The organism is Luteibacter sp. SVR4-7G, from assembly GCF_056755555.1.
Window position 1 is genome coordinate 15,577 of the sequence record NZ_JBPGXO010000029.1, and the last position, 23,406, is coordinate 38,982.

At 67.0% G+C, this 23,406-nt stretch carries 24 protein-coding genes; 19 read left to right on the top strand and 5 right to left on the bottom strand.

Annotation, left to right across the window (positions count from 1 at the left end; all coding sequences use genetic code 11):
- Positions 1-9: 9 nt before the first annotated feature.
- From hda to ACR9ZH_RS12180, 3 genes are read right to left on the bottom strand one after another with little or no spacing between them, the layout of a single operon-like run.
- Entirely contained in the window at positions 10-711 is a 702-nt protein-coding gene (gene hda / locus ACR9ZH_RS12170) for a DnaA regulatory inactivator Hda (protein WP_481291012.1), read from the bottom strand.
- Positions 708-1,871, bottom strand: a complete 1,164-nt coding sequence (locus ACR9ZH_RS12175) for an AI-2E family transporter (RefSeq protein WP_481291013.1) — start codon at positions 1,869-1,871, stop codon at positions 708-710. Before ACR9ZH_RS12175 ends, hda begins: the two co-directional genes overlap by 4 nt.
- 3 nt (positions 1,872-1,874) lie before the next feature.
- On the bottom strand, positions 1,875-2,861 hold the full coding sequence (locus tag ACR9ZH_RS12180) for a DUF2066 domain-containing protein (protein ID WP_481291014.1): 987 nt from the start codon (positions 2,859-2,861) through the stop codon (positions 1,875-1,877).
- A gap of 135 nt (positions 2,862-2,996) precedes the next feature.
- Between ACR9ZH_RS12180 and purM the strand changes: the two genes are divergently transcribed.
- The 3 genes from purM (at position 2,997) to ACR9ZH_RS12195 (ending at position 5,553) form a co-directional block, all read left to right on the top strand.
- On the top strand, positions 2,997-4,034 hold the full coding sequence (purM, locus tag ACR9ZH_RS12185; protein ID WP_481291015.1) for a phosphoribosylformylglycinamidine cyclo-ligase: 1,038 nt from the start codon (positions 2,997-2,999) through the stop codon (positions 4,032-4,034).
- Positions 4,035-4,039: 5 nt separating this feature from the next.
- On the top strand, positions 4,040-4,687 hold the full coding sequence (gene purN / locus ACR9ZH_RS12190; RefSeq protein ID WP_481291016.1) for a phosphoribosylglycinamide formyltransferase: 648 nt from the start codon (positions 4,040-4,042) through the stop codon (positions 4,685-4,687).
- 164 nt (positions 4,688-4,851) lie between these two features.
- Entirely contained in the window at positions 4,852-5,553 is a 702-nt protein-coding gene (locus ACR9ZH_RS12195; RefSeq protein ID WP_481291017.1) for a DUF3108 domain-containing protein, read from the top strand.
- Positions 5,554-5,755: 202 nt separating this feature from the next.
- Here ACR9ZH_RS12195 and murA read toward each other — a convergent pair whose 3' ends face one another.
- Both murA and ACR9ZH_RS12205 read right to left on the bottom strand, forming a co-directional pair.
- On the bottom strand, positions 5,756-7,015 hold the full coding sequence (gene murA / locus ACR9ZH_RS12200; protein WP_481291018.1) for a UDP-N-acetylglucosamine 1-carboxyvinyltransferase: 1,260 nt from the start codon (positions 7,013-7,015) through the stop codon (positions 5,756-5,758).
- Positions 7,016-7,068: 53 nt separating this feature from the next.
- Positions 7,069-7,308, bottom strand: coding sequence for a BolA family protein (locus tag ACR9ZH_RS12205; RefSeq protein ID WP_481291019.1), 240 nt, complete (start codon positions 7,306-7,308; stop codon positions 7,069-7,071).
- Between the two features lie 174 nt (positions 7,309-7,482).
- Here ACR9ZH_RS12205 and ACR9ZH_RS12210 point away from each other — a divergent pair, with 174 nt between their 5' ends.
- The 16 genes from ACR9ZH_RS12210 to ACR9ZH_RS12285 all read left to right on the top strand — a co-directional run bounded on the left by ACR9ZH_RS12210 (position 7,483) and on the right by ACR9ZH_RS12285 (position 23,406).
- Positions 7,483-8,496, top strand: a complete 1,014-nt coding sequence (locus ACR9ZH_RS12210; RefSeq protein ID WP_481291020.1) for a KpsF/GutQ family sugar-phosphate isomerase — start codon at positions 7,483-7,485, stop codon at positions 8,494-8,496.
- 56 nt (positions 8,497-8,552) lie between these two features.
- On the top strand, positions 8,553-9,101 hold the full coding sequence (locus ACR9ZH_RS12215) for a KdsC family phosphatase (RefSeq protein ID WP_481291021.1): 549 nt from the start codon (positions 8,553-8,555) through the stop codon (positions 9,099-9,101).
- Complete coding sequence (lptC, locus tag ACR9ZH_RS12220) at positions 9,098-9,697, top strand: LPS export ABC transporter periplasmic protein LptC (RefSeq protein ID WP_481291022.1); 600 nt, start codon at positions 9,098-9,100, stop codon at positions 9,695-9,697. Before ACR9ZH_RS12215 ends, lptC begins: the two co-directional genes overlap by 4 nt.
- Entirely contained in the window at positions 9,660-10,277 is a 618-nt protein-coding gene (lptA, locus tag ACR9ZH_RS12225; protein WP_481291023.1) for a lipopolysaccharide transport periplasmic protein LptA, read from the top strand. Before lptC ends, lptA begins: the two co-directional genes overlap by 38 nt.
- Positions 10,278-10,281: 4 nt before the next feature.
- Positions 10,282-11,001: an LPS export ABC transporter ATP-binding protein gene (gene lptB / locus ACR9ZH_RS12230; protein WP_331544997.1), complete on the top strand. Its 720-nt coding sequence runs from the start codon at positions 10,282-10,284 to the stop codon at positions 10,999-11,001.
- Between the two features lie 89 nt (positions 11,002-11,090).
- A complete protein-coding gene (locus ACR9ZH_RS12235; protein ID WP_481291024.1) occupies positions 11,091-12,578 on the top strand; it encodes an RNA polymerase factor sigma-54 in 1,488 nt (495 codons plus the stop codon).
- 118 nt (positions 12,579-12,696) lie between these two features.
- Positions 12,697-13,044: a ribosome hibernation-promoting factor, HPF/YfiA family gene (hpf, locus tag ACR9ZH_RS12240; RefSeq protein WP_481291025.1), complete on the top strand. Its 348-nt coding sequence runs from the start codon at positions 12,697-12,699 to the stop codon at positions 13,042-13,044.
- Positions 13,045-13,144: 100 nt separating this feature from the next.
- Positions 13,145-14,095: an HPr(Ser) kinase/phosphatase gene (gene hprK / locus ACR9ZH_RS12245; protein ID WP_481291026.1), complete on the top strand. Its 951-nt coding sequence runs from the start codon at positions 13,145-13,147 to the stop codon at positions 14,093-14,095.
- 4 nt (positions 14,096-14,099) lie between these two features.
- Positions 14,100-14,996, top strand: a complete 897-nt coding sequence (rapZ, locus tag ACR9ZH_RS12250; RefSeq protein WP_481291027.1) for an RNase adapter RapZ — start codon at positions 14,100-14,102, stop codon at positions 14,994-14,996.
- A gap of 36 nt (positions 14,997-15,032) precedes the next feature.
- Positions 15,033-15,425 carry a PTS sugar transporter subunit IIA gene (locus ACR9ZH_RS12255; protein ID WP_481291028.1) on the top strand — a complete coding sequence of 131 codons (393 nt, stop codon included), beginning with the start codon at positions 15,033-15,035 and terminating at the stop codon, positions 15,423-15,425.
- Positions 15,418-15,687, top strand: coding sequence for an HPr family phosphocarrier protein (locus tag ACR9ZH_RS12260; RefSeq protein WP_481291029.1), 270 nt, complete (start codon positions 15,418-15,420; stop codon positions 15,685-15,687). The genes ACR9ZH_RS12255 and ACR9ZH_RS12260 overlap by 8 nt, the downstream gene beginning before the upstream one ends.
- 2 nt (positions 15,688-15,689) lie before the next feature.
- Positions 15,690-17,438, top strand: coding sequence for a phosphoenolpyruvate--protein phosphotransferase (gene ptsP, locus ACR9ZH_RS12265; RefSeq protein ID WP_481291030.1), 1,749 nt, complete (start codon positions 15,690-15,692; stop codon positions 17,436-17,438).
- Between the two features lie 64 nt (positions 17,439-17,502).
- Positions 17,503-17,685: a hypothetical protein gene (locus ACR9ZH_RS12270; protein ID WP_481291031.1), complete on the top strand. Its 183-nt coding sequence runs from the start codon at positions 17,503-17,505 to the stop codon at positions 17,683-17,685.
- 116 nt (positions 17,686-17,801) lie between these two features.
- A complete protein-coding gene (locus ACR9ZH_RS12275; RefSeq protein ID WP_481291032.1) occupies positions 17,802-18,983 on the top strand; it encodes a glycoside hydrolase 5 family protein in 1,182 nt (393 codons plus the stop codon).
- Positions 18,984-19,019: 36 nt separating this feature from the next.
- Complete coding sequence (locus ACR9ZH_RS12280) at positions 19,020-21,806, top strand: TonB-dependent receptor (RefSeq protein WP_481291033.1); 2,787 nt, start codon at positions 19,020-19,022, stop codon at positions 21,804-21,806.
- A gap of 70 nt (positions 21,807-21,876) precedes the next feature.
- A complete protein-coding gene (locus tag ACR9ZH_RS12285; protein WP_481291034.1) occupies positions 21,877-23,406 on the top strand; it encodes an exo-alpha-sialidase in 1,530 nt (509 codons plus the stop codon).

The window sequence follows — 23,406 nt, forward strand, 5'->3', positions numbered from 1 at the left end:
CTCGTCTGCCTAAGAGAGGTCGCTGCGCAGGAGATTGCGCAGGAAAGGCACGGTCACTCGCCGTTGCGCGGCGAGCGATGCGCGGTCGAGCGTCTCGAGCAGGTCGAGCAGCGTGCCGAGGTCGCGTGCGTGGTGGACGAACAGCCAGTCGAGCACCGTGTCGTCCAGCTCGATGCCGCGCGCGCCCGCCTGTTCGCGCAGCACGTCCCTGCGTTCGGCATCGCCGAGCGGCTTCAGCACCGCCTGGGTGAGCGAACCCAGGCGCGAACGCAGGTCGGGAAGCGCGATGTCCAGCGACGCGGGTGCGCCGCTCGCGGAAAACAGCAGCGTGCAGCCGTCGGCGCGGTAACCATTGAAGGTGTCGAACAGGGCGTGTTCGGCATCGCTGTCGCCGGCGATCGCATCGATGTCGTCGACCGCGAGCAGGTCGCTGCCCGCCATGCCTCGGATCGCCGCCGCCCGCGATCCGCGCAGGCCGGCGAGCGGCAGGTATTGCGCCGTGCGGCCCACGTCGATAGCCGCCTGGCAGGCGGCGATCAGCAGGTGGGTGCGGCCGCTGCCCGGCGGACCGGCAACGAAGACCCAGGGCGCGCTGGCGGCGGTCGCTGCCGCGCGCACGGCCTCGACGGCGACGGCGTTCTCGCCCGGACGGAAGTGTTCGAAACGCTGCCGCCGCGGCCAGCGCAGCGCGAGGGGGAGCTGGTTCGTCATGGACCGCCGTCGTTGGGCGAAGGCGGCGGGACGGGTCGCGTCTCCACTTCCACGTCGACCTCCACCTCGACCGGCTGCACGGGGGCTCCCGGCGCGGGCTCCATGTAGAGATCGCTTTCGCGGTAGCGCGTGAAGGCATAGCGCATCAGCACCACCACGACCGAGGCGGCGGGCAGCGCGAGCAGCACGCCGAGGAAGCCGAACAGGTGCCCGCCCGCCAGCACCGCGAAGATCACCGCGACCGGATGCAGGCCGATCTTGCCGCCCACGAGGCGCGGCACCAGCACATAGCCTTCGAGCAACTGGCCGACGGTGAACACCACGGCGACCAGGATCACGTGGGTCCAGTCGCCGTATTGCACCAAGGCCGCGACCAGCGCGGCGACGAAGCCGATCAGGAAGCCCAGGTACGGCACGAAGCTCAGCACCCCCGCGACCATGCCGATCAACGGGCCGATGGAAATGCCGATCAGGGTGAGGCCCAGGCCATAGAAGATGCCGAGGGCCAGCATCACCAGCAGCTGGCCGCGGACGAAGGCGCCCAGCACCTGGTCCGACTCGCGCGCGAGGCGCACGACGGTGGGCTCGATCGCGCGCGGGAGCAGGCGCTGGATGTGCGCCATCATCGTGTCCCAGTCGCGCAGCAGGTAGAAGGCGACGACGGGAATCAGCAACACGTTGGTCAGCCACATGACCACGCCCATGCCGGACTGGGTCACCTTCGTCACGGCCTTGGCGGCGATGCCACCCACCGAACCGATGTGCTCGCGGACCGTCGCCAGCAGGCGATCGGTGTCGAACACGTTGGGGTCGAGGCGCAGCTTCCTCTGGATCCACGGCAGCGCGGTGGTGCGCACCCAGTCGACGTAGTGCGGAAGATTTTCCGAAAGGTTCTCGATCTGGTGCTGGATCAAGGGAATCAGCAACAGCAGCACGCCGATCACGACCAGCGTGATCACGGTGAACACGATGCTCACCGCCCAGGTGCGCCCCATGCCCACGCGCTGCAGGCGATCGGCCAGCGGGTCGCCGAGGTAGGCGAGCATCGCGGCAAGCGCGAACGGCATCAGCACCGGCGCCAGCAGCCAGATCACGAAGATGATGACCGCGACGATTGCCAGCATCTGCCAGCGGCGCGAGGTGTCGTGGCTCATGGTCATCCGTCAGGGCACCCAGCGCACGGCGAGGTCGGCTCCGTCGTGGCCGTCCGCGGCGAGGACGTGACCGCCTGCCGCGTAGCCGGCGACCAGCCGGGCCAGGGGCGCGCCGGCGGAGACGTTGAAGAGCACGCCGTCGGGCGTTGCCGCGACCGGCGCGATGGACTTGATCGCCGGATCGTTCTGGAAGGTGGAAAGCAGGGCGGCATAGTCGGCGGCGGACTGCAGTCCTGCCACCCAGACCTTGCCGCTGGTGCTGCCACCCTGGGTGGCGGCGAACTGCCGGTCCAGCTTGTCCGCCATCGCATTCGCGCCATTGGTCAGCAGGGCCGCGCGCGCCTCGCCGCTGTCCTTCCAGCTCGAGGTGCGGCCGGCCGAGACGAGGGTCCAGTCGGTCTGGTCGCTGCCGATCTTCCCGACCAGCACCACCGCCGTGTTGTATTGCCTCGCCACGCTGGCGACGGCGGCGGGATCGCCCGCGGCAAGCGCGGCCTGGTCAGGCACGGCGTCGCCCTTCGGAACCACGATCTGGTAGCCGCGGGTATCGGCCATCTGCGCCAGCGGGGTCAACTCCTCCTGGCCCAGCAGCTTGCCGCCTGCATCCCGTGCCACCACGAGCACCGGCGCCTTCGGCGCCGCGGCCGCGGCATCGCCCACCGCCAGCACGCGGCGGACGGCGCCCGGGTCGAACACGATTTCCAGGCTCAGCGGTGCGCCGTTCGCGCCGCCGGTACGGGCGTACTGGTACTGCTGGACGAGGCCCCCGGGCTGCTTCATCGCGTCGGCATAGCCGGGCTTGCCGCGCGGGTCGGCCCCGTTCGAGGCACGCGCCAGCACCTGGGTGAGCCCGGTGGCGAAGGCCTGGTCGCGTACGGCGGCGCTGGTATCGGCCACCGGCACCACCACCGTGTAGATCGACGTCTGTGCCCAGGCAGTACCGAGACCGGCCACCAGGAAGAGCATCAATGCAGCGAGGAGACGGACTGGGCGCATGGTCTTGGCATCGCTCTGTAAAGGCGGAAGTCTGCCCAAACCGTGCCATGCCGTCCATCCAAGGGGTGTGCATGACCCGGCCGGCGGCCTGCTTGCTGCTAGAATGCGCGGTTTCCAATAGTGCCGGAACCGCTTATGTCCTCCGACCAGGGCTCCCTCACCTACCGCGACGCGGGCGTCGACATCGATGCCGGCAACGCCCTCGTCGAGCGCATCAAGCCGATGGTCAAGCGGACCTTCCGGCCCGAGGTGATGGGCGGGCTGGGCGGCTTCGGCGGCCTGTTCGACCTGTCCGGCCGTTACAAGGAGCCGGTGCTGGTTTCCGGCACGGATGGCGTGGGCACCAAGCTCAAGCTGGCCCAGCAGCTCGGCCGTCACGACACCATCGGCATCGACCTGGTCGGCATGTGCGTGAACGACGTGCTCGTCCAGGGCGCCGAACCGCTGTTCTTCCTCGACTATTTCGCGACGGGCAAGCTCGACGTCGACACGGCCGCTTCGGTCGTCGGCGGCATCGCGAAGGGCTGCGAACTGGCCGGCTGCGCCCTGATCGGCGGCGAGACCGCGGAAATGCCGGACATGTATCCGCCTGGCGAGTACGACCTCGCAGGCTTTACCGTCGGCGCGGTGGAAAAGTCCGCGATGAACGACGGTTCCTCCATCGTCGCCGGCGACGTCATCCTCGGCGTCGCCTCCTCGGGACCGCATTCGAACGGTTATTCGCTGATCCGCCGGATCCTCGAGCGGGCCGGCTCGCCGCTCGAGACCGACCTCGACGGCGTCAGGCTGGTCGACGCGCTGATGGCGCCGACGACGATCTACGTGAAGCCGATGCTGGAACTGATCGGCAAGGTCGACGTGCACGGCATGGCGCACATCACCGGCGGCGGCCTGAAGGAAAACATCATTCGTGTCGTGCCCGATGGCCTCGCCCTGTCCATCGACGCCTCGTTGTGGGACCTGCCCCCCGTGTTCGAATGGCTGCAGCGCGAGGGCAACGTGGCCGACGAGGAAATGTGGCGCACCTTCAATTGCGGCATCGGTTTCACGGTGCTGCTGGCGGAACACCAGGTCGAATCCGCGCGGGCCGTGCTCGCCGGCCATGGCCTCGACAGCCAGGTGATCGGCGTGGTCGTCGCCCATGAGGGTGGCGAGCGCGTGCACATCGCCTGATCCTGATGCACCGTCCTCTCCGCGTCGCCGCGCTCGCTTCCGGGCGCGGTAGCAACCTCGCCGCACTCATCGCCGCCCGCGATGCCGGCCGGCTGCCCGTCGAATTCACCCTGGTCGGCAGCGACAAGAAGCAGGCCGGCGCGCTGGCCATCGCGGCAGCCGCGGGCATCCCCAGCGTGGCGCTGAATCCGAAGGATTACGCCAGCCGCGCCGACTTCGATGCCGCCCTGTTCGGCCGCGTGGCCGACAGCGGCGCCGACCTGCTCGTGCTGGCCGGCTACATGCGCATCGTCGACGCGGCGGTCGTGGCCGCGTGGGAAGGACGCGCGATCAATGTCCACCCCTCGCTGTTGCCCAAGTACCGCGGCCTGCACACGCACCGCCGCTGCCTCGAGGCGGGTGACACGGAACATGGGGCCAGCGTGCACTTCGTCACCGCCGAACTCGACGGCGGCCCGGTCATCGCCCAGGCGCGCATCGCCGTGCATCCCGGCGACACCGAGGACGATCTCGCCACCCGGCTGCTGGTCGAGGAACACAAGCTGCTGCCCGCCGTGGTCGGCGCGATCGCCACCGGGCGACTGCGCTGGCAGGATGGCCCGGTGTTCGACGCCCGGCCCCTGACCCGCCCCCTGGACGTAAGTGACCTGTAGGAGCGCGCTCGCGCGCGACAGCCTTTGAGGCCGCGCGTTTCAGGGCCTCGTGCTCCTGGTGAAAGCAGGCCCTGTTGCTCCCCGCCAGAAGATGTCGCGCGCAGGGCGCGCTCCTACCGGCGGCCGTGACTCTTCGTTCAGGCGGGCCGACTACAATCCGGGCCATGATGACCCGTACCCTCCTCCGCGCCGGCCTCGCGCTGGCCCTCGCCCTGCCGGCCGCCGCGTTCGCCGCGGACGTACCGCAGTCTTTCACCGCCACCTATCAGGTTCTCAAGGATGGCAGCCCGCTCGGCGAGGCCACAGTCACGCTCAAGCCGGCCGGCAACGGGGAGTTCGAGTATTCGAACGAGACGAAGGGCACCTCGGGGCTGGCCGCCATGCTCGGCGCCAATGTGTCGGAAACCTCGCGCTTCACCTGGGCTGGCCAGGTCCCGCAGGCGGTGAGCTATCACTATCAGCTGCAGGCGGCGGTGAAGTCGAAGACCCGCGACCTCACCGTGCAGGGCAATACCGTGCAGGTGCAGGACAACAAGAAGAGCTTCAGCTATCCCGCCGTGCCAGGCATGGTCGAGCGCAACACCCTGCCCCTTGCCTTGGGCGTCGCGCTGCGTTCGGGCCAGAAGGACGTGGCGCTTCCGGTGGCGGTGAAGCAGGAAGTCGAGAACCAGACGTTCAAGGTCTCGGCCACCGAGAAAATCAGCGTCCCCGCAGGATCCTTCAATGCCGCGCGCGTGGACCGCACCGACGCCGAACGCGGATTCAACGCATGGTACGTGCCGTCGAAGTATCCCGTGCCGGTGAAGCTGGCCCAGAAGGATGGCGGCGACCTGACGATGGAACTGGTGAAGTTCGAAGGCCGCTAGTCATGACCGCCTGGACGCCGATTGCCGGTTTAATGCGCGGCATGGGCCGTTGAAGCCCGACGCGACTGCCAGCCATCGAATGTAGGAGCGCGCCTTGCGCGCGACAGTTTTTGAGGGCGTGAGCAACAGGCCCTGCTGCTCTTCGCGAAAAGACGTCGCGCGCAAGGCGCGCTCCTACAAGGGCGACGTAAGTCGCCCGCCGTCAGCTAGGCAAACGCCGGATGCGCGCGCCGAGCACGCCCAGCTTCTCCTCGATGTTCTCGTAGCCGCGGTCGATGTGGTACACGCGGTCGACCGTCGTGTCGCCTTCGGCCACGAGGCCCGCCAGCACGAGGCACGCCGACGCGCGCAGGTCGGTGGCCATGATCGGGGCGCCGCTCATCTTCGCCACGCCGGTGATGATGGCGGTATTGCCTTCGAGGCGGATGTCCGCGCCAAGGCGCTGCAATTCCAGCGCATGCATGAAGCGGTTCTCGAACACCGTTTCGGTGATCACGCCCACGCCTTCGGCGACGCAGTTGAGCGCGGTGAACTGCGCCTGCATGTCGGTGGGAAACGCGGGATACGGCGCGGTGGTGAGATTCACCGCCTTCGGCCGGCGGCCCTGCATGTCGAGTTCGATCCAGTCCTTGCCGCTGCTGATGTGCGCACCGGCTTCCTCGAGCTTCTGCAGCACCGCGTCCATGGTGTCGGCGCGTGCGCCACGCGCGCGCACCTTGCCGCCGGTCATCGCCGCGCCGACGAGGAAGGTGCCGGTCTCGATGCGGTCCGGCAGCACCTCGTAATGCGCGCCGTGCAGGCGCTCGACGCCTTCCACGATGAGCGTGGAGGTACCGATGCCGTCGATCTTCGCGCCCATCGCGATCAGGCAATGCGCGAGGTCGACCACTTCGGGTTCCTGCGCCGCGTTCTCGATGATCGTGGTGCCCTTGGCCAGCGTGGCCGCCATCAGGATGTTCTCGGTACCGGTGACGGTGACCATGTCCATCACGATGCGCGCGCCCTTCAGGCGGCCGGACCGCGCCTTGATGTAGCCATTCTCCACGCTGACTTCGGCACCCAGCGCCTGCAGGCCGCGGATGTGCTGGTCGACCGGGCGCGAACCGATGGCGCAACCGCCCGGCAACGATACTTCGGCCTTCCCGTAGCGCGCGACCAGCGGGCCGAGCACGAGGATCGATGCGCGCATCGTGCGCACCAGGTCGTACGGCGCCACGCAGGAGTTCTCGGGACGCGGGTCGATGTGCATCTTCATGCGGTCGTCGAGGACGACGCGCACGCCCATGCGGCCCAGCAGTTCGATGAAGGTGGTGACGTCGTGCAGGTGGGGCACGTTGCCGATGCTGACTGGCTCATCGGCGAGCAGGCAGGAGGCGAGGATGGGCAGGACGGCGTTCTTGGCGCCGGAAATGCCGACCTCGCCATGAAGCGGCTGTCCGCCGCTGATCAGGATCTTGGCCATGGAAGGGGATGCCTTGAAGGAATGTCGTTCGAAGGAAAGCGGCGGCGCGCGTATCAGCGACGGCCGGCCGCTTCTTCGGGGGTGAGGGTCTTGAGGCCGAGGGCGTGGATGGCGCCGCCCATGAGGTCGCCCAGCGTGGCGTAGACGAGGCGGTGGCGGGCCAGGGGCAGCTTGCCGGCGAACTGTTCCGAGACGACCTCGGCTTCGAAATGGACGCCATCGTCGCCGTGGACGTCCACCCGGGCGCCGGGCAGGCCGGCTTCGATCAGTGCCTGGATGCGCGCAGCGTCCATGGATTCTCCGTTGAGGGGGGTCGCCGCCGGGCCGGGGTTCCGAAACGGACCCTGAACCATCGATACATGGCAGCAACGATAAAGTGAGAATATGTAATGGTAATGGAAATCCGGTGTCGCAGAAATGGACATCCCGGGTCGCCAAGGGACAATGCCCACCCGGACAGAGATTGCATGAACGCCCGCACCGCACCGCCCGCCCCTAGCCGCCTCGTGGACCCCGACGCCGTCATTCGCAGCGCGCGGAATTGCATCAAGACCGAGGCCGCCGGCATCCGGGCCCTCGAGGCGAAGATCGACGCGGCCTTCGTCCAGGCCTGCCAGATGATCCTCGCCTGCAAGGGCCGGGTGGTGGTGTCGGGCATGGGCAAATCGGGGCACGTCGGCCGCAAGATCGCGGCCACCCTGGCCTCCACGGGTACGCCTTCGTTCTTCGTGCACCCGGGCGAGGCCAGCCATGGCGACCTGGGCATGATCCAGCCCGACGACCTGGTGCTGGGCATCTCCTACTCGGGAGAGACCGACGAACTGCTCTACATCCTTCCGGCCATCAAGCGCCAGGGCATCGGCCTGATCTCGGTCACCGGCAACCCGAATTCCTCGCTGGCCACCCAGGCCGACGTCAACCTGGATGCCAACGTCGCTTCCGAAGCCTGCCCGCACGGGCTGGCCCCCACCGCCAGCACCACGGCGGCGCTGGTCATGGGCGACGCTCTCGCCGTGGCGCTGCTGGAGGCCCGCGGGTTCACTCCGGACGATTTCGCCCGCTCGCATCCCGCCGGCAGCCTCGGTCGCCGCCTCCTCCTGCACATCTCCGACGTCATGCATGCGGGCGACGACGTGCCACGGGTGCGCCTGGAAGCCACGCTGAGCGAAGCCCTCGTGGAAATGTCGCGCAAGCGGCTGGGCATGACCGCGGTGGTCGACGACGGCAATCGCCTGCTCGGCGTGTTCACGGACGGCGACCTGCGCCGCGCCCTGGACGACGATGGCGTGGACCTGCGCAATGCCTCGGTGGCGCAACTCATGACCCGCGGTCCCAAGACCATCGGGTCGGACAAGCTGGCCGTCGAAGCCGCCCAGCTGATGGAGAAGCATCAGATCAACGCCCTGCTGGTGGTGGACGCGGACGGCTGCGTGGTCGGCGCGCTGAACATCCACGACCTGCTCCGGGCCCGCGTCGTCTGAATGGCCGTGCCCCGGCGCCTTCCCCGCGCGCCGCCTCCGCCCCCACATAGCGAACCATGTCCTACACACACCACACCGAGATTCCTGCCGATGTCGCCGAACGCGCGGCCCGCGTGCGCCTGGTCGTTTTCGACGTCGACGGCACGCTGACCGACGGCCGGCTCTGGTACGGCGAGGACGGCCGCGAGACCAAGGTCTTCCATGTGCACGACGGCCTGGGCCTCAAGATGCTGCAGCGGAACGGCGTGACGGTCGCGATCATCACCGCGCGGATCAGCCACCCGGTGTCCCTGCGTGCCGAAGAGCTCGGCATCTCGCACGTCTACCAGGGCCAGAAGGACAAGCGGGCCTGCCTCACCGGCCTGCTCGAGGCGCTCGGCCTGGCGCCGGAACAGGCTGCCTTCGTCGGCGACGACCTGCCCGACCTGCCCGCCATGGGCGTCTGCGGCCTCGCCGTGGCGACCGCCAACGCCCACCCGTGGGTGGCCGAGCGCGCGCACTGGCGCACCCGCCTCATTGGCGGATACGGCGCGGCGCGCGAAGTGGCGGACATGATCCTCGCCGCGCAGGGCAAGGCCGAAGCCGAGCGGGACCGCTGGCTGTGAGCGTGCTCAACCTGTTCAAGGACCGCAGCGCGGCCAGCGTTGCCGGCATCCTGGCCGCCGTGCTCGGCGTCAGCGTGCTGCTGTATTACTGGACGGCACCCGAGAAGAAGGTACAGGACTTCGTCGGCCCGCCGCGCTCGGGCTACGTGCTGACCAATTTCGACCTCGACTCGTACAACGAAGAAGGCAAACCCGCGTTCAAGCTGGTCGCACCGCATCTCGAAAGGCGCGAAGGCGATGAGTCCCTGTATATCAATGCCCCCGATTTCGTGTTGCCTTCCGTCAAGGAAACCAACGTCCCGCCCTGGACAGGCCATTCCCAGTACGGCTGGGTGAACAAGGACGGCAGCCTGCTCAAGCTGCAGGGCAAGGTCCACATGGACCGGGTCGCCTTCCAGAACAATCCGCCCGCCAGCATCGATACCTCCGAGGTCACCGCGTGGCCCAAGGAAAACCGGCTGGAAACCGCCGAGGCGGCGCGGATCGTTCAGGGAACCTCTACAATGCAAGGCGTAGGCATGCGCGCCAATCTCGACACCAAGCACCTGGAGCTCCTCGATGCAGTCCACACCGTCTACCAGCCGCGCAAGCGCTAAGGCCGTCATTGCGGCGCTCGGCATGGCGCTCCTGGCGAGCACGTCCGTCTCGGCCAAGCAGTCCGATCGCGATCAACTGGCCGACGTCAAGTCGAAGTCGTTCGACGGCTCCCAGGGCCCACAGAACGGCCAGCCGGGCAAGGTCATCTGGACTACCAACGTGATACTCACGCAGGGCACGCTCAAGATCACGGGCACCAAGGCCACCGGCTTCCTCGACGCCGACAACCAGCTCACCCGCGTCATCGTCGACGGCAGCCCCGCCACCATCCACCAGCTGGACGACCAGGACCAGCCGATGGACGGCCAGGCGAGCAATATCGATTACAAGATCGACCAGGATTTCGCGGTGCTCACGGGCAACGCGAAGGTCAAACAGCCGGCGAAGGGCAGCGCCGAGGGCGACAAGCTCACCTACAACACCAAGGACAGCACGATGACGGGCGAGAGCACCGGCGGCGCCCCCGTGCACATGACCTTCCAGCCGAAGAACAAGCCGCCTGGCGCGCCCGCCACCCCCGCGAAACCGGCGAAGCCGGCGAACCAGGCGAACCCGGCCTCCGACACCAAGAAGCCCTGACCCGATGCTTTCAGCCCAAGGCCTGCAGAAGCGCTTTCGCGCGCGCCAGGTAGTCCGCGATTTCGCCTTTTCCATCCGTGAAGGCGAGGTGGTCGGCCTGCTCGGCCCCAACGGCGCCGGCAAGACCACCTGCTTCTACATGGTGGTGGGCCTGATCCAGGCCGACGCCGGCTCGATCAAGCTCGACCAGCAGGACATCACCGGCCTGCCAATGCATTCCCGCGCCAAACTCGGCATCGGATACCTCCCGCAGGAAGCCTCCGTGTTCCGCCGGCTCAGCGTGGCCGACAACATCCTGGCGGTGCTCGAACTGCGCGAGGGCATGAGCCAGAAACAACGCGAGGACGAACTGGAAAGCCTCCTCGACGAACTCAAGATCGCGCACATCGCCGAGCAGAAGGGCATCAGCCTTTCCGGCGGCGAGCGCCGTCGCGTCGAGATCGCGCGGGCGCTCGCGGCCCGGCCGCGCTACATGCTCCTCGACGAGCCGTTCGCGGGCGTCGATCCGATTTCCGTCGGCGAGATCCAGCGCATCGTCCGCCACCTCAAGGAACGCGGCATCGGCGTGCTGATCACGGACCATAACGTGCGCGAAACGCTCGGCATCTGCGACCGTGCGTACATCCTGAACGACGGCGAGGTGCTCTCGCGGGGCACGCCCCAGCATATCCTCGCCGACGAAAAGGTGCGCGAGGTGTACCTGGGCCGCGAATTCCGGATATGACGGACGGCTGGCCGGGCTAGCCCGCCCGGCCGCTGGTTTGGGTCACCGGTAGGGGTTAGGATGGTTCGGGAACCCCAAGCGTCGAAGGCATGAAACCCGGACTCCAGTTTCGCCTCCATCAGCAGCTCACGCTGACACCGCAGCTGCAACAGGCTATCCGCCTGCTGCAGTTGTCGCAGCTGGAGCTCGAGGCCGAACTCCGCCAGATCGCGGAAAGCAACCCGTTGCTCGAGTTCGCGGAAGATGCCGAATCCGATGCCGAGGGCGACACGCCGGACGAGAACGGCTACGACGCGGCCGAATTCCCCGCGCGCGACGAACCCCCGGCCAAGGCGCCCAAGGAAGACGAAGACTCCACCGCCTCCCCTGCCGAGGAACTCGTTCCCGAGTGGGACGACGACCGTTTCCAGGGCGATACCAGCGAATATACCGGCACGTCCTCGCGCGCCAGCGGCATGGACGAGGATGGCTTCGAGCCGCAGAACGCGGCGCCGGAGAGCCTCCAGCAGCACCTGGAATGGCAACTCAACCTGTCCCAGTTCTCGCCGCGAGAGCACGCCATCGCCACGGCGATCATCCACGCGCTGGACGAGGACGGTTACCTGCGCGATGGCGTCGCCGCCGTGGAAGCCGCCCTGCCCGCCGAATTGCAGGCGAAAACAGAGGAAGTCGAAGCCGTGCGCCAGCGCGTGCAGCGTTTCGATCCCACCGGGGTCGCCAGCCTGGACCTGCGCGATTGCCTGTTCTGCCAGCTTTCCCAGTTCTCGCTCGACACGCCGCATCGCGAACTCGCGATCCGCATCGTGAACGAGGACCTCGAGCTGCTGGCCCGCAACGACATCGCCAAGATCGCCCGCCGGCTCAAGGCTCCCGAAGAGCACGTGGCCTCGGCCGCCGCGCTGATCCGCAGCCTCGACCCGCGTCCCGGCGCCGCGCTGGACGCCACGCCCGTCGAATACGTGGCGCCGGACGTCTACGCACGGCGCGAGAACGGCCGTTGGCAGGTCAGCCTGAACCCCGACGCCCAGCCGCGGCTGGGTCTCAACCAGCATTATTGCAACCTGATCGCGCGTGCACGCGGCGACGACGCCACCTGGATGAAGGGACAGCTGCAGGAGGCCCGCTGGCTGCTGAAGAGCCTGCAATCGCGCGCCGAAACCCTGCAGAAGGTGGCCGACGTGATCGTCCGCCGGCAGAGCGCCTTCCTCGACTATGGCCCCGAGGCCATGCATCCGTTGGTTTTGCGTGAAGTTGCCGAGGAGGTGGGCATGCACGAATCGACCATTTCACGCGTGACCACGCGCAAGTACATGCACACGCCGCGGGGCACCTTCGAACTCAAGCACTTCTTTTCCAGCGGCGTGGCCACCGAGGACGGCGGCAGCGCCTCCGCCACGGCCATCCAGGCCATGCTGCGCAAGCTCATCACAGCGGAGGACGCCCGGCGCCCGCTCTCCGACCAGGCCCTGGCCGAGGAACTGCATCGACGCGGTATTCAGGTCGCCCGACGTACCGTTGCAAAGTACCGGGAGGCGATGCGCATCCCCAGCTCCAGTGAACGCGTGCGCGCCAACTGACGGCGCGAAGGAACCCCACCGGAGGTCCACGGTCCAAACAGTTCAAGCTTAGGAGCGACGCTCCGTCGCTCCGGTCTCGTCGCCGCGAGGCGGCACCCTCAGCAAGAAGGAGGCGTCAATGCAAATCCAGATCAGCGGCCAGCACATCCAGATCACCCCCGCCCTGCGCGAGCGCGTGGAGCAACAGATCGGTCGCTTCGAACGCCTTTTCGACAACATCACGGCCCTCAGCGTCGTCCTTTCCGTCGACAAGAACGAGCACAAGGCGGGCGGCACCCTGCATTGCTCCGGCACCCGGCTCCACGCCGACGGCATCGCTCGGCTGGACGACGACAACAAGAACGACACCCTCTACACCGCGATCGACGCCATGATCGCGAAGCTGGCCGACCAGCTCCGGAAGCATAAAGAAAAGGTCAAGGATCACCACAACAGCGAGGTCCGGGAGGCCCGCGCCGCCACCTGACCCCAGGCAGTCCGCCCGCCCTTGATGGCACAATAGGATCCAGGCCGGCACGCCCCCCGCGTTGCCGGCCTTTCCTTCCCAAGTCCCAAGGGACCCGAGCGTGGACCGGCTGACCGCCAGACAATTGTTCGACGGGGTACACGAGCGCATGGCCCTGCGCTGGGCCGCCGGCATGCGCGGCGAATCCCGCGTGCTCGAACCCAATGCCAAGCAGAGCCGGCGCCCGTCGCTGGTGGGCTACCTCAACGTGATCTACCCGAACAAGGTGCAGATCATCGGCACCGAGGAGCTGAACTACCTCGACGGCCTGGATTCGCGCCAGCGCTGGGAGGCCATCCACAAGATCGCCGCCTACCAGCCGGCCGCGCTCATCGTCACGAAGGACCAGTCGATCCCGCCCGACCTGCGCGAGGTGGCCGAGGAAACCGATACGCCGTTGTGGCAGAGCACGAAGCGCGGCCACGAACTGCTCACCTACCTGCAATACCACCTGGCGCGCACGCTCGCACCGCGGGTCACCTTGCACGGCGTGTTCCTGGAAGTGTTCTCGATCGGCGTGCTGATCACCGGCGAGCCGGGCTCGGGTAAGAGCGAGCTGGCCCTGGAACTGATCAGCCGCGGCCACCGCCTGGTGGCCGACGACGCCACCGAATTCACCCTCATCGCGCCCGACGTCATCGATGGCGCCTGCCCCGAACTGCTGCAGGACCTGCTCGAAGTGCGCGGCCTGGGCGTGCTGAACATCCGCGAGATGTTCGGCCACACCGCCGTGAAGCCCTCGAAGTATCTCCGCCTGGTGGTGCATCTCAAACCGCTGCGCGATGGCGAGGAGCCCGACGCCATGACCCGGCTCACGGGCGACGTCAGCCGGCGCAGCGTGCTCGACGTCGATGTGCCCAAGATCACCATCCCCGTCGCCCCGGGCCGCAACCTCGCGGTGCTGGTCGAGGCCGCCGTGCGCAACCACGTGCTGAAGAGCAAGGGCATCGATCCGGCCCAGACCTTCATCGACCGTCAGGCGCACCAGATGCGCCGCTTCTCTCCATGGTGAACCCGTGATCGACGAAGTCATCAGCCCCATCGTCGAACCCGACGCGATCCACCTCGTCGTGCTCACCGGCATGTCCGGCGGCGGCAAGACCGTGGCGCTGCGCGCGCTGGAGGACCTCGAGTTCTACTGCGTCGACAACATGCCGGCGGAGTTGATCCCGCAGCTGGTCGCCGCGGTGAGCCAGGGCGAGCACGGGCCGCGGCGGCGCATCGCCGTGGGCGTGGACGTGCGCAACCGCCGCATCGACCTCTCGCGCATGCCGCACGTCCTCTCCGAGCTTTCCACGGCCGGCGTGCATGTCCACCTGATCTTCCTCGACAGCCGCGACGACGTCCTCATCAAGCGCTATTCGGAAACGCGCCGCCGCCACCCGCTCGCGGCGGAAAAGCTGTCGCTGGCCGATTCCATCGCGCAGGAGCGCAAGCTGCTGCGCCCGCTGGTGTCCATCGCCGAGAAGGTCATCGACACCAGCGACCTCAACGTCCACCAGTTGCGCCGCCTGTTCGCTACCGGCTACGCCGCGGCCTCCGACGGCACCACCCTGCTCTTCGAATCGTTCGCCTACCGCCGTGGCCTCCCGTCGGACGCCGATTTCGTCTTCGACGCGCGCTGCCTGCCCAACCCGCACTGGGACCCGCGCCTGCGGCCGTTCTCCGGCAAGGACCTGCCCGTCCGCGAATTCCTCGACGCGAACCCGCTCGTGGGCGAGTACTATGCGGATGTGGCCCGCTGGCTGGACACCTGGCTGCCGCGCTTCGACGGCGAGGACCGCAGCTACGTCACCGTCTCGATAGGCTGCACGGGCGGACGCCACCGCTCGGTCTACCTGGTCGAGAAACTGGCCCAGCATTTCCGCTCGGAACGCGGCAACGTCCTGACCTTCCATCGCGAACTCGAGTGACATGACCCAGCTCCAGCCCACACCAGAGGCCACGCGATGACCGTCGGCGTCCTTCTCATGACCCACGAGGCCGTCGGCAAGGCGCTGATCTCCGCCGCCCGCCACGTGATGCCGAAGCTGCCGCTGGAAGTCGACGCCGTCGAGGTGCCGCCCAGTGCCGACCCGGACGTCATGCGCACGCTCACGGCCAGGCATGCCCGCGAACTGGACCACGGCGACGGCGTGCTGGTCCTGGCCGACCTCTATGGCGCCACGCCGTGCAACATCGGCCTCTCGCTCGGCGAGTACGGCGTGCACCTGCGCTGCGTCTCCGGGCTGAACCTGCCGATGCTGCTGCGTGTCCTCAATTATTCTGAAAAATCGCTACCCGAATTGGCCGAGATCGCGGCCAGCGGCGGTCGCGGAGGGATCTTCATCGACCATGCTTGAACGTGACATCGTGGTATCGAACCGGCTCGGCCTGCATGCACGCGCATCGGCCAAGCTCGTCCAACTGGTCGCGGGATTCAAGTCGACGGTCTGGCTCATCAGCAAGGGGCGCGAAGTGAATGCACAGAGCATCATGGGCGTGATGATGCTGGCTGCCGGCATGGGCACGCCCCTGACCGTGCGCGCGGACGGAGAGGACGCCGAGAAGGCCATCGCGGCCGTCGTCGACCTGTTCGACCGCAAGTTCGACGAAGGCGCCTGAGCATGCGAGTCGTGCTGACCGGGACACCCGCCGCCAGGGGCATGGCCCTCGGCCGGGCGCGCCTGGTTCAGCCGAGCCTCCTCGCGGTGGACATGCGGATGCTCGAGGACGCCGAGGTCGGCGCCGAGATCGAACGCCTGCACAAGGCGATCGATACCGCCCGCACCGAACTGCACGAACTCCGCGGGAAGCTGCACGGCGCGCTGGCGCGCGAGGTGGGCGACTTCATCGATGCGCACAGCCTACTCCTCGACGACGAAGAACTGTTGCGCGGCCTCGACGACCTCGTCGCCGTCGGCCATTACACGGCCAGCGCCGCCTTGAAGATGCAGCGCGACCGGCTCGCCGCCGTGTTCGACGCGATGAACGACCCGTACCTGAAGAGCCGCGGCGAAGACATCGACCAAGTGATCGGCCGGGTCATGTCGGCACTGAACCAGCAGTCCAGCCGCGAGGAGCGCAAGCTCGCGTCGCGCGTGGGCGAGATCGTCGTCAGCGACACCATCGCCCCGGCGGACATGGCGGGCATGGCGGGCCAGGGCATGCTGGGCGTCATCGCTAGCGCGGGCAGCATCTATTCCCACAGCGCGATCCTCGCCCGCAGCTTCAACATCCCGATGCTGGTTGGCACCAGGGACGCACTGGCCACGGTCAACGACGACGACCTCGTGCTGATCGATGCGGAGCGTGGCGAAGTCATCGTCCACCCCACGGCGCAGGACCTCGCGCGCTATCGCCAGTGGCAGCGTCAGGCCGCCGCGGAAGGCCGCCGCCTGGCGGCGCTCGCCACCGCGCCGACGCTCACCCGCGACGGCGCGCACGTACGCCTTTACGCGAACGCCGAACTGGCCGGCGACGTCACCCTGGCCCGCTCGCGCGGCGCCGACGGCATTGGCCTGTACCGTTCCGAATTCCTGTTCCTGCGCCAGCGCGGATTGCCCTCCGAGGACGAGCAGTTCGCGGCCTACCGCGACGTCGTGCTCGGCATGGGCGGCCTCCCGGTCACCATCCGCACGCTCGATCTCGGCGCGGACAAGGCCGATGCGGCCGGCCTCGCGATCCGCGGCGAGGACAACCCGGCGCTGGGCGTACGCGGCATCCGCCTGTCGCTGCGGTATCCCGACATCTTCAGCGTGCAGCTGCGCGCGATCCTGCGCGCGGCCTGCTACGGACCGGTGCGCATCCTCGTGCCGATGGTCACCCACATCGGCGAGTTGGCCGCGGTCCGCACGCTCATCAAGAAGGCTCGCGAGGATCTCTCGCGGCAGGGCCAGGAGCTTCCGGAGCGACTGGACGTCGGCGCGATGATCGAAGTGCCGGCGGCGGCGATCGGGGTCACGTCGATCCTCGCCAAGGCGGACTTCCTCGCGATCGGCACGAACGACCTCGCCCAGTACGTACTCGCCGCGGATCGCAACAACGACGCCCTGGAAGGCATCTATGACCCGCTGCAACCGCCCTTCCTGCGCCTGATCGCTCACGTGATCGCCAGCGCACGGCGCGCGAAGAAGCCGGTGAGCCTCTGCGGCGAAATCGCCGGCGACAAGCAGTTCACGGCCTTGCTGCTGGCGATGGGCCTGGAAGAATTCAGCATGCACCCCGGCCAGCTGCTGCAGGTGCGCGACCGCCTCACCTCGCTCGACTGCGGCGCGCTCCGCCGTGCGGCGCCGCGGCTGTTCCGTGCGCATACGCGCGACGAAGTCGAGGAACGCCTGCTCGAGGTCGTGGCGAAGCAGGACGGCTGCAACTAAGCGAGGCTGCTTGCCTCCGCACGTGATTGCAGATTTTTTCTCCGAGCCGGCGAGCGTCGCCAGCATGGCATCGCTCGCCACCTTCCGATCGGCGTCCAGCGTGCAGCACCGCGTCGTGGAAGCTCGGGTCGGCGTCTGCCCATCGTCGAGCGTGGTCGATGCTTCCATCGGCTCATTTGACGCACTGCGTCAACGATATGAACAAAATCTGGCACTTGCGATTTTGTCTGACAATATGTTTGACTGAGTTTCGGCCGGATCGGGGTGGCCGGGGAGCAACACGAACAGCGAGCAGGTGTCCGCAGGGACGCCTACGGGAGAGGCATGTCCGCCTTCGGGTGAGCGGCCGTCGACGGGGGCTGTATGAAGAAGTCATGTTGGACGCTGGCAATCGGGATGTTCGTGGCCCTGGTCGCTCACACGGCGTCGGCAGGAAATGCGGCGCGCTGGACGCCCGCCCAGGCCCATGCGTGGTACGCGAAGCAGCCATGGCCGGTAGGCAGCAACTACATCCCGGCCAACGCGATCAACCAGTTCGAGATGTGGCAGGCCGACACCTTCGACCCCGCGCGCATCGACAAGGAACTGGGCTGGGCTCAGGCACTCGGCATGACCACCATGCGTGTGTTCCTGCATGACCAGCTCTGGGAACAGGATGCCGCCGGCTTCAAGAAGCGCATCGATACGTTTCTCGCCATCGCCGCGCGGCATGGGATCAAACCGATGCTCGTGTTGTTCGATTCCTGCTGGGACCCGGTCCCGAAGCTGGGCAGGCAGCGTGCTCCCGTCGCCGGCGTCCACAACTCCGGCTGGGTCCAGGGCCCCGGGGTCGCCATGGACGATCCGGGCCAATATCGCCGCCTGAGGGATTACACCGTCGACATCGTCGGGACCTTCGCCAAGGACCCGCGCGTCCTTGCGTGGGATGTGTGGAACGAACCGGACAACCCGGGAGGCGGTAACTACACCACCAACCCGAAAGACAAATTCGAGCGTGTGGCCGAGTTGCTTCCGCAGGTGTTCGACTGGGCCCGCAGCGCATCACCCACGCAGCCGCTCACCAGCGGGGTCTGGCATGACGACGACTGGACCCCGGGCGCGAAGCTCAATGCGGTGGAGGCGACGCAGCTCGAGCGTTCCGACATCATCACCTTCCACAGCTACGACTGGCCCGAGACGTTCGTGAAGCGCGTCGCGCAGTTGACGCCTTACGGCCGCCCCATGATCTGCACGGAATACATGGCCCGCGGGGCTGGCTCGACCATCGACGGCATCCTGCCGCTCGGCAAGAAGCTCGATGTCGGCATGATTCAGTGGGGCTTCGTCGAAGGAAAGACGCAGACCACCATGCCCTGGGATTCCTGGGACAAACCCTACGTCCAGAAGCCGCCTGTGCTCTGGTTCCACGACCTGTTGCGCGGCGACGGCACGCCGTACCGCCAGCGCGAGGCCGAGATCATCCGCCTGCTTTCCAAATCGCCACGGGGCGTGGTGCCGCCCGATGCCGTGTCGTTTCCGCTGCAAGCCTTGAAGACCGCTCGTTGACCGCTTGACGATTCCAATCTCTGAGGGGAGATCTGCATGAAGCGCTTGTGTGTTCCAGCGACGCTGCTGGCGTCGATGATCGCTGCCATCCTTTCGCCAGCCCATGCCGCCGAGGCCCCGACGACGCAGGCGGCGGACCCGCAAAAAGCCACTGCCCCACCCGCGAAAGACGAAAAGAAGACGGCTGCCACGGCGCAACGCGACGCGGTGGCCAACGCGGTGAACCTCAACGCCGTGACCGTCCAGGCACTGCGTGAAAGCCTTGCCAGCGCACAGCAGATCAAGCGGGACTCGCGCATGGTCGTCGATTCCATCGTCGCGGAAGACGTGGGCAAGCTACCCGACAACAGCGTTGCGGATGCCCTGCAGCGCATCACCGGCGTGCAGGTGGCGCAGGGTTTCCAGGGCGAAACCACCTCCGTGGTGATCCGCGGCCTGCCCAACGTCGCCACGACGCTCAATGGTCGCGAGATCTTTTCCGGTGTCGGCCGATCCTTCGCGTTCCAGAACCTTCCCGCCACGGCGGTGAAGGCATTGAACGTCTACAAGTCGAGCGAAGCAAGCATGATCGACGGCGGCATCGCCGGCGTCGTCGACATGCAACTGTATCGCCCGCTGGATTTCGACGGTTCGCGCGTAGCGGCCACCTTCAACGAAACGCATAGCCACTACGCCGACAAGAACGACCCGGAAGGCAGCCTGCTGCTGAGCAACCGCTGGCACACCGATGCAGGCGAGTTCGGCGCACTCCTCAACATGGGCGCCAGCGAACAGCACTACGACTACAACGCGGTATGGGGCGACTATCCGCGTGTGCTCACGGGTGCATCGGGCGACCCCATCCGCAGCAGCAACGGCGATCTGATCTCCGCGCCCAATGGCTTCGGCGCCGACTACAACATCGGCAAACGAAAGCGCCAGGAAGCGAACTACGCCCTGCAATGGAAGCCGAACGACCAGACCGAGTTCTACGTGGAAGGCCTGTACGACTGGATGAACGACCGTTACAACCAGCCGTTCTTCTTCAGCTTCCCCACCGGAGCGGTAGATCCCACCTCGGTCGCGGTATCGGATACCTGCTATGCCAACCAGCAGACCGGTTCGCCCTACTACGGGCAACGCATCTGCGATGCCAGCAGCGCCACGTGGTCCGGTAACAGCTACGCCGCCACCAGTACGCAGGCGCACGAGCAGCGCGGCCACGACATCCAGAACTCGATCGGCGCGAAATGGCATAACGACAAGCTGACCCTGTCGACCGACTTTTCCTGGAACTCTACGTCGTTCCACGAGCAGAACTTCATCATCGATACCTTCCTCAAGGGGCCGATCACCACGGTGTGGAGCGGCAACCAGGGAGACCACACGAACTGGGGCCTCGCAGGCAACCCGGAAACCAACCCCGCCAACTTCTACCTCAACGGCCTGTTCCAGACCTGGAACAACCAGAGCGCCAAGCAGTTCGCCTGGCGTGGCGACGGCAATTACGATTTCGCGGGCGACTTCTTCCAGTACGCCGATTTCGGCCTGCGCTACTCGAACCACAAGGCGGAATACACCGGCAGCGTGGAGATCTCGACGCCGCCGCCCGGCGGCACCGGCGACATCCCCGCCAACCCGAACCCGGACAACCAGGTGATCGCACGCTTCCCTTCCGGTTATTTCACGGCCATGCCCACTACTTCGGCCCTGCCGACGCGCTGGCTCACCGGCTCGTACGATTACCTGATCGATCACGCGGACGCCCTGCGCACGTTATACGGACTGCCCACCGGCCTGGCGCCGCAGAATCCCGGCCGCTACTACCAGATCAAGGAACAGGCCATCGCGGGCTACCTGCAGGTGGCTTACGGCAACGAGCTTTTCGGCATGCCTTACGACGGTTTGATGGGCGTCCGCGTGGAACGCAACCTGCGCCGCCTCAACGCCTTCTCGTACGACGCCGGCACGAACATCTATACGCCGATCTCGGCAGGAACCAACGCGCCCGTCTACCTGCCGAACCTCAGCTTCAACCTGCACATGACCGACCAGTTGCAACTACGCCTGGTGGCCGCGAAGACGATCACCTACCCCGGGTTCGGCCAGCTCAACCCGTCCATCTCGCTCAATCCACCCACCATCAACCGTGCGGGTGTGGCAGCGAGCGGCAACCCTGACCTCACGCCGATCAAATCGACCAATTACGACGCCTCGTTGGAGTATTACTTCGGCCCGTCCAGCTACATCAGCGGCAACGTGTTCTATCGCGACATCAAGGGCTATATCCAGAACTACGTGACCGACGTGGTGATCGGCGGCCTGCCCTACCAGTTGTCCTCACCGCAAAGCGCGGGCTCAGGTCACCTCGACGGTACCGAGGTGGCCTACCAGCAGTTCTTCGACTTCCTGCCGGGCGCGTTCAGTGGGCTGGGCGTCCAGTTGAACTACACCTACATCGAAGGCAGCACGCGTTCGCCTCAGTACATCGGCGGTCCCATCGTGGTCGCGCCGCTGCAGAACGTCTCGAAGAACAATGGCAACGCCGTGCTGATGTACGAGAAGTACGGTATCTCGGCGCGCCTTGCCTACAACTACCGCAGCAAGTTCATCGACGGCTTCAACGCCGTGAATGTCGCGGGGGTGAACGACTACATCAAGCCGGCAAACCAGGTGGATTTTTCGCTGGCCTACGATTTCACCAGGAACCTCACGGGCGTGTTCAACGCCACCAATATCCTGGGCGCGAACCTCCACCAGTTCTTCGGCGAAGGCACCAGCCGTCCGCGCGATATCCGCTACCAGGATCGCACGGTCGGCGTCGGTGTGCGCCTCAAGCTTTGACGTTTCTTCCCCGGCGTATCGGGCAGCGCGTCCCGATACGCCCACTTTTTGAAAGAGGGATCAGGACATCATGAGGTTGCGCAAGCGTGCGGTTCCCGGCCTTGCCCTGCTGGCCATGGCGGTGTGTACAAACGCGGCGCCGACCGGACCCGTGGCCGTCGGCACCCATCTCGCCGACGGATCCGGGTACGTCACGGTCACGCGGGTAGGCGAAGGCAACGACCGCCTTCTCATGGCCTTTGAACAGAAAGGCATGGCGGGCATCGCGCTCTGGCGCAGCGAGGATGGCGGCGACCATTGGCAGTCGGCCGGCGACGTCACGGACCAGGTCCATAAGGATCCCGCATGGCAGCTGCGTTGGCAGCCGCACCTCATGCGCCTGCCGCGGGCGAGCGGCGGACTCGCCGCGGGTACGCTCATCCTCTCTGCCAACGCCACCGGCAACGATGCCGACGGCCGGGTGACCTCACAGGACCTGCAGGTCTATGCCTCCACCGACGCCGGCGCGACATGGCACTACCGCGGCTCGGTGATAAAGGGCGGCGGGCGGCCGGAGGACAAGGGCAACAAGGGCGTGTGGGAGACCAACATCCACGTGCTCGACGATGGACGCATGGTGGCCTACTACTCCACCGAACAGCACAAGGCCGAGGGTTACAACCAGGCGCTCGCGCACAAGCTGTCGACCGATGGCGGCAAGACCTGGGGACCGGAAGTGCTGGATGTCGCCATCCCCGGCGGCGTGGAACGGCCGGGGATGGCCGTGGTGACCCGGTTGGGCGATGGCCGTTACGCCATGACCTACGAGAACATCGACGGCCCGAACAACGGGCAGGTGCACATCAAATTCAGCCGCGATGGCCTCGATTGGGGGGATCCGCAACGGCACGGCATTCCGGTGGCGACCGCATCGGGCGCGTGGCCGTCGGCCTGCCCGGTCGTGCAGTGGTTCCCCGTGGGTGGCCCCGAAGGCACGCTGGTGATCTCCGCCGAGCGTGCCGGCGGCGGTGGCGACGAAGGTGGCCGCTCGCTGTACTGGAACAATGCTTCGGGCCGTGGCCCGTGGTGGGAGGTGCGGGCGCCCGTGCAAAAGCGCACCGGCAACATCCACGCAGGGTGGACGCAAGCCCTGCTCCGTCGCGACGACGGACGATTCCTGCACGTGACTACATCGTCGTCGCCCTCGGAGCCCTCGTCCGAGTGGGCGAACGAAGTGCTTTACCGCAGCGCGCCGCTGGATTTCAGCCGCTTCGAAGCCGAAGACGCGGCGAAGGAAGGGAGCGTGGTCATCACCGACGACAAGGCCTCGAATGGCCGCAAGGCACGGCTCGGCGCCGGCAATACGGGCCGCCTGCGCTTCGACGTAGCCAGCACGGGCGGCACGCAGATGCTCCATGTGCGCTTCGCCACCGTCGGGCTGCCTGGCGTTCCCGCCATCGTCGTCAACGGCGCGCGCCAGCCGGCGGGGGACGTGCACGACGATGGCGACGGCTGGTCCATGCTCGAGGCCAGGGTCAACCTGTTGCCGGGCATGAATACGTTGGCCATCGATGGCGGCGCCCACGTGTTGGACGTGGATTACCTGCAGGCGGGGCACTGA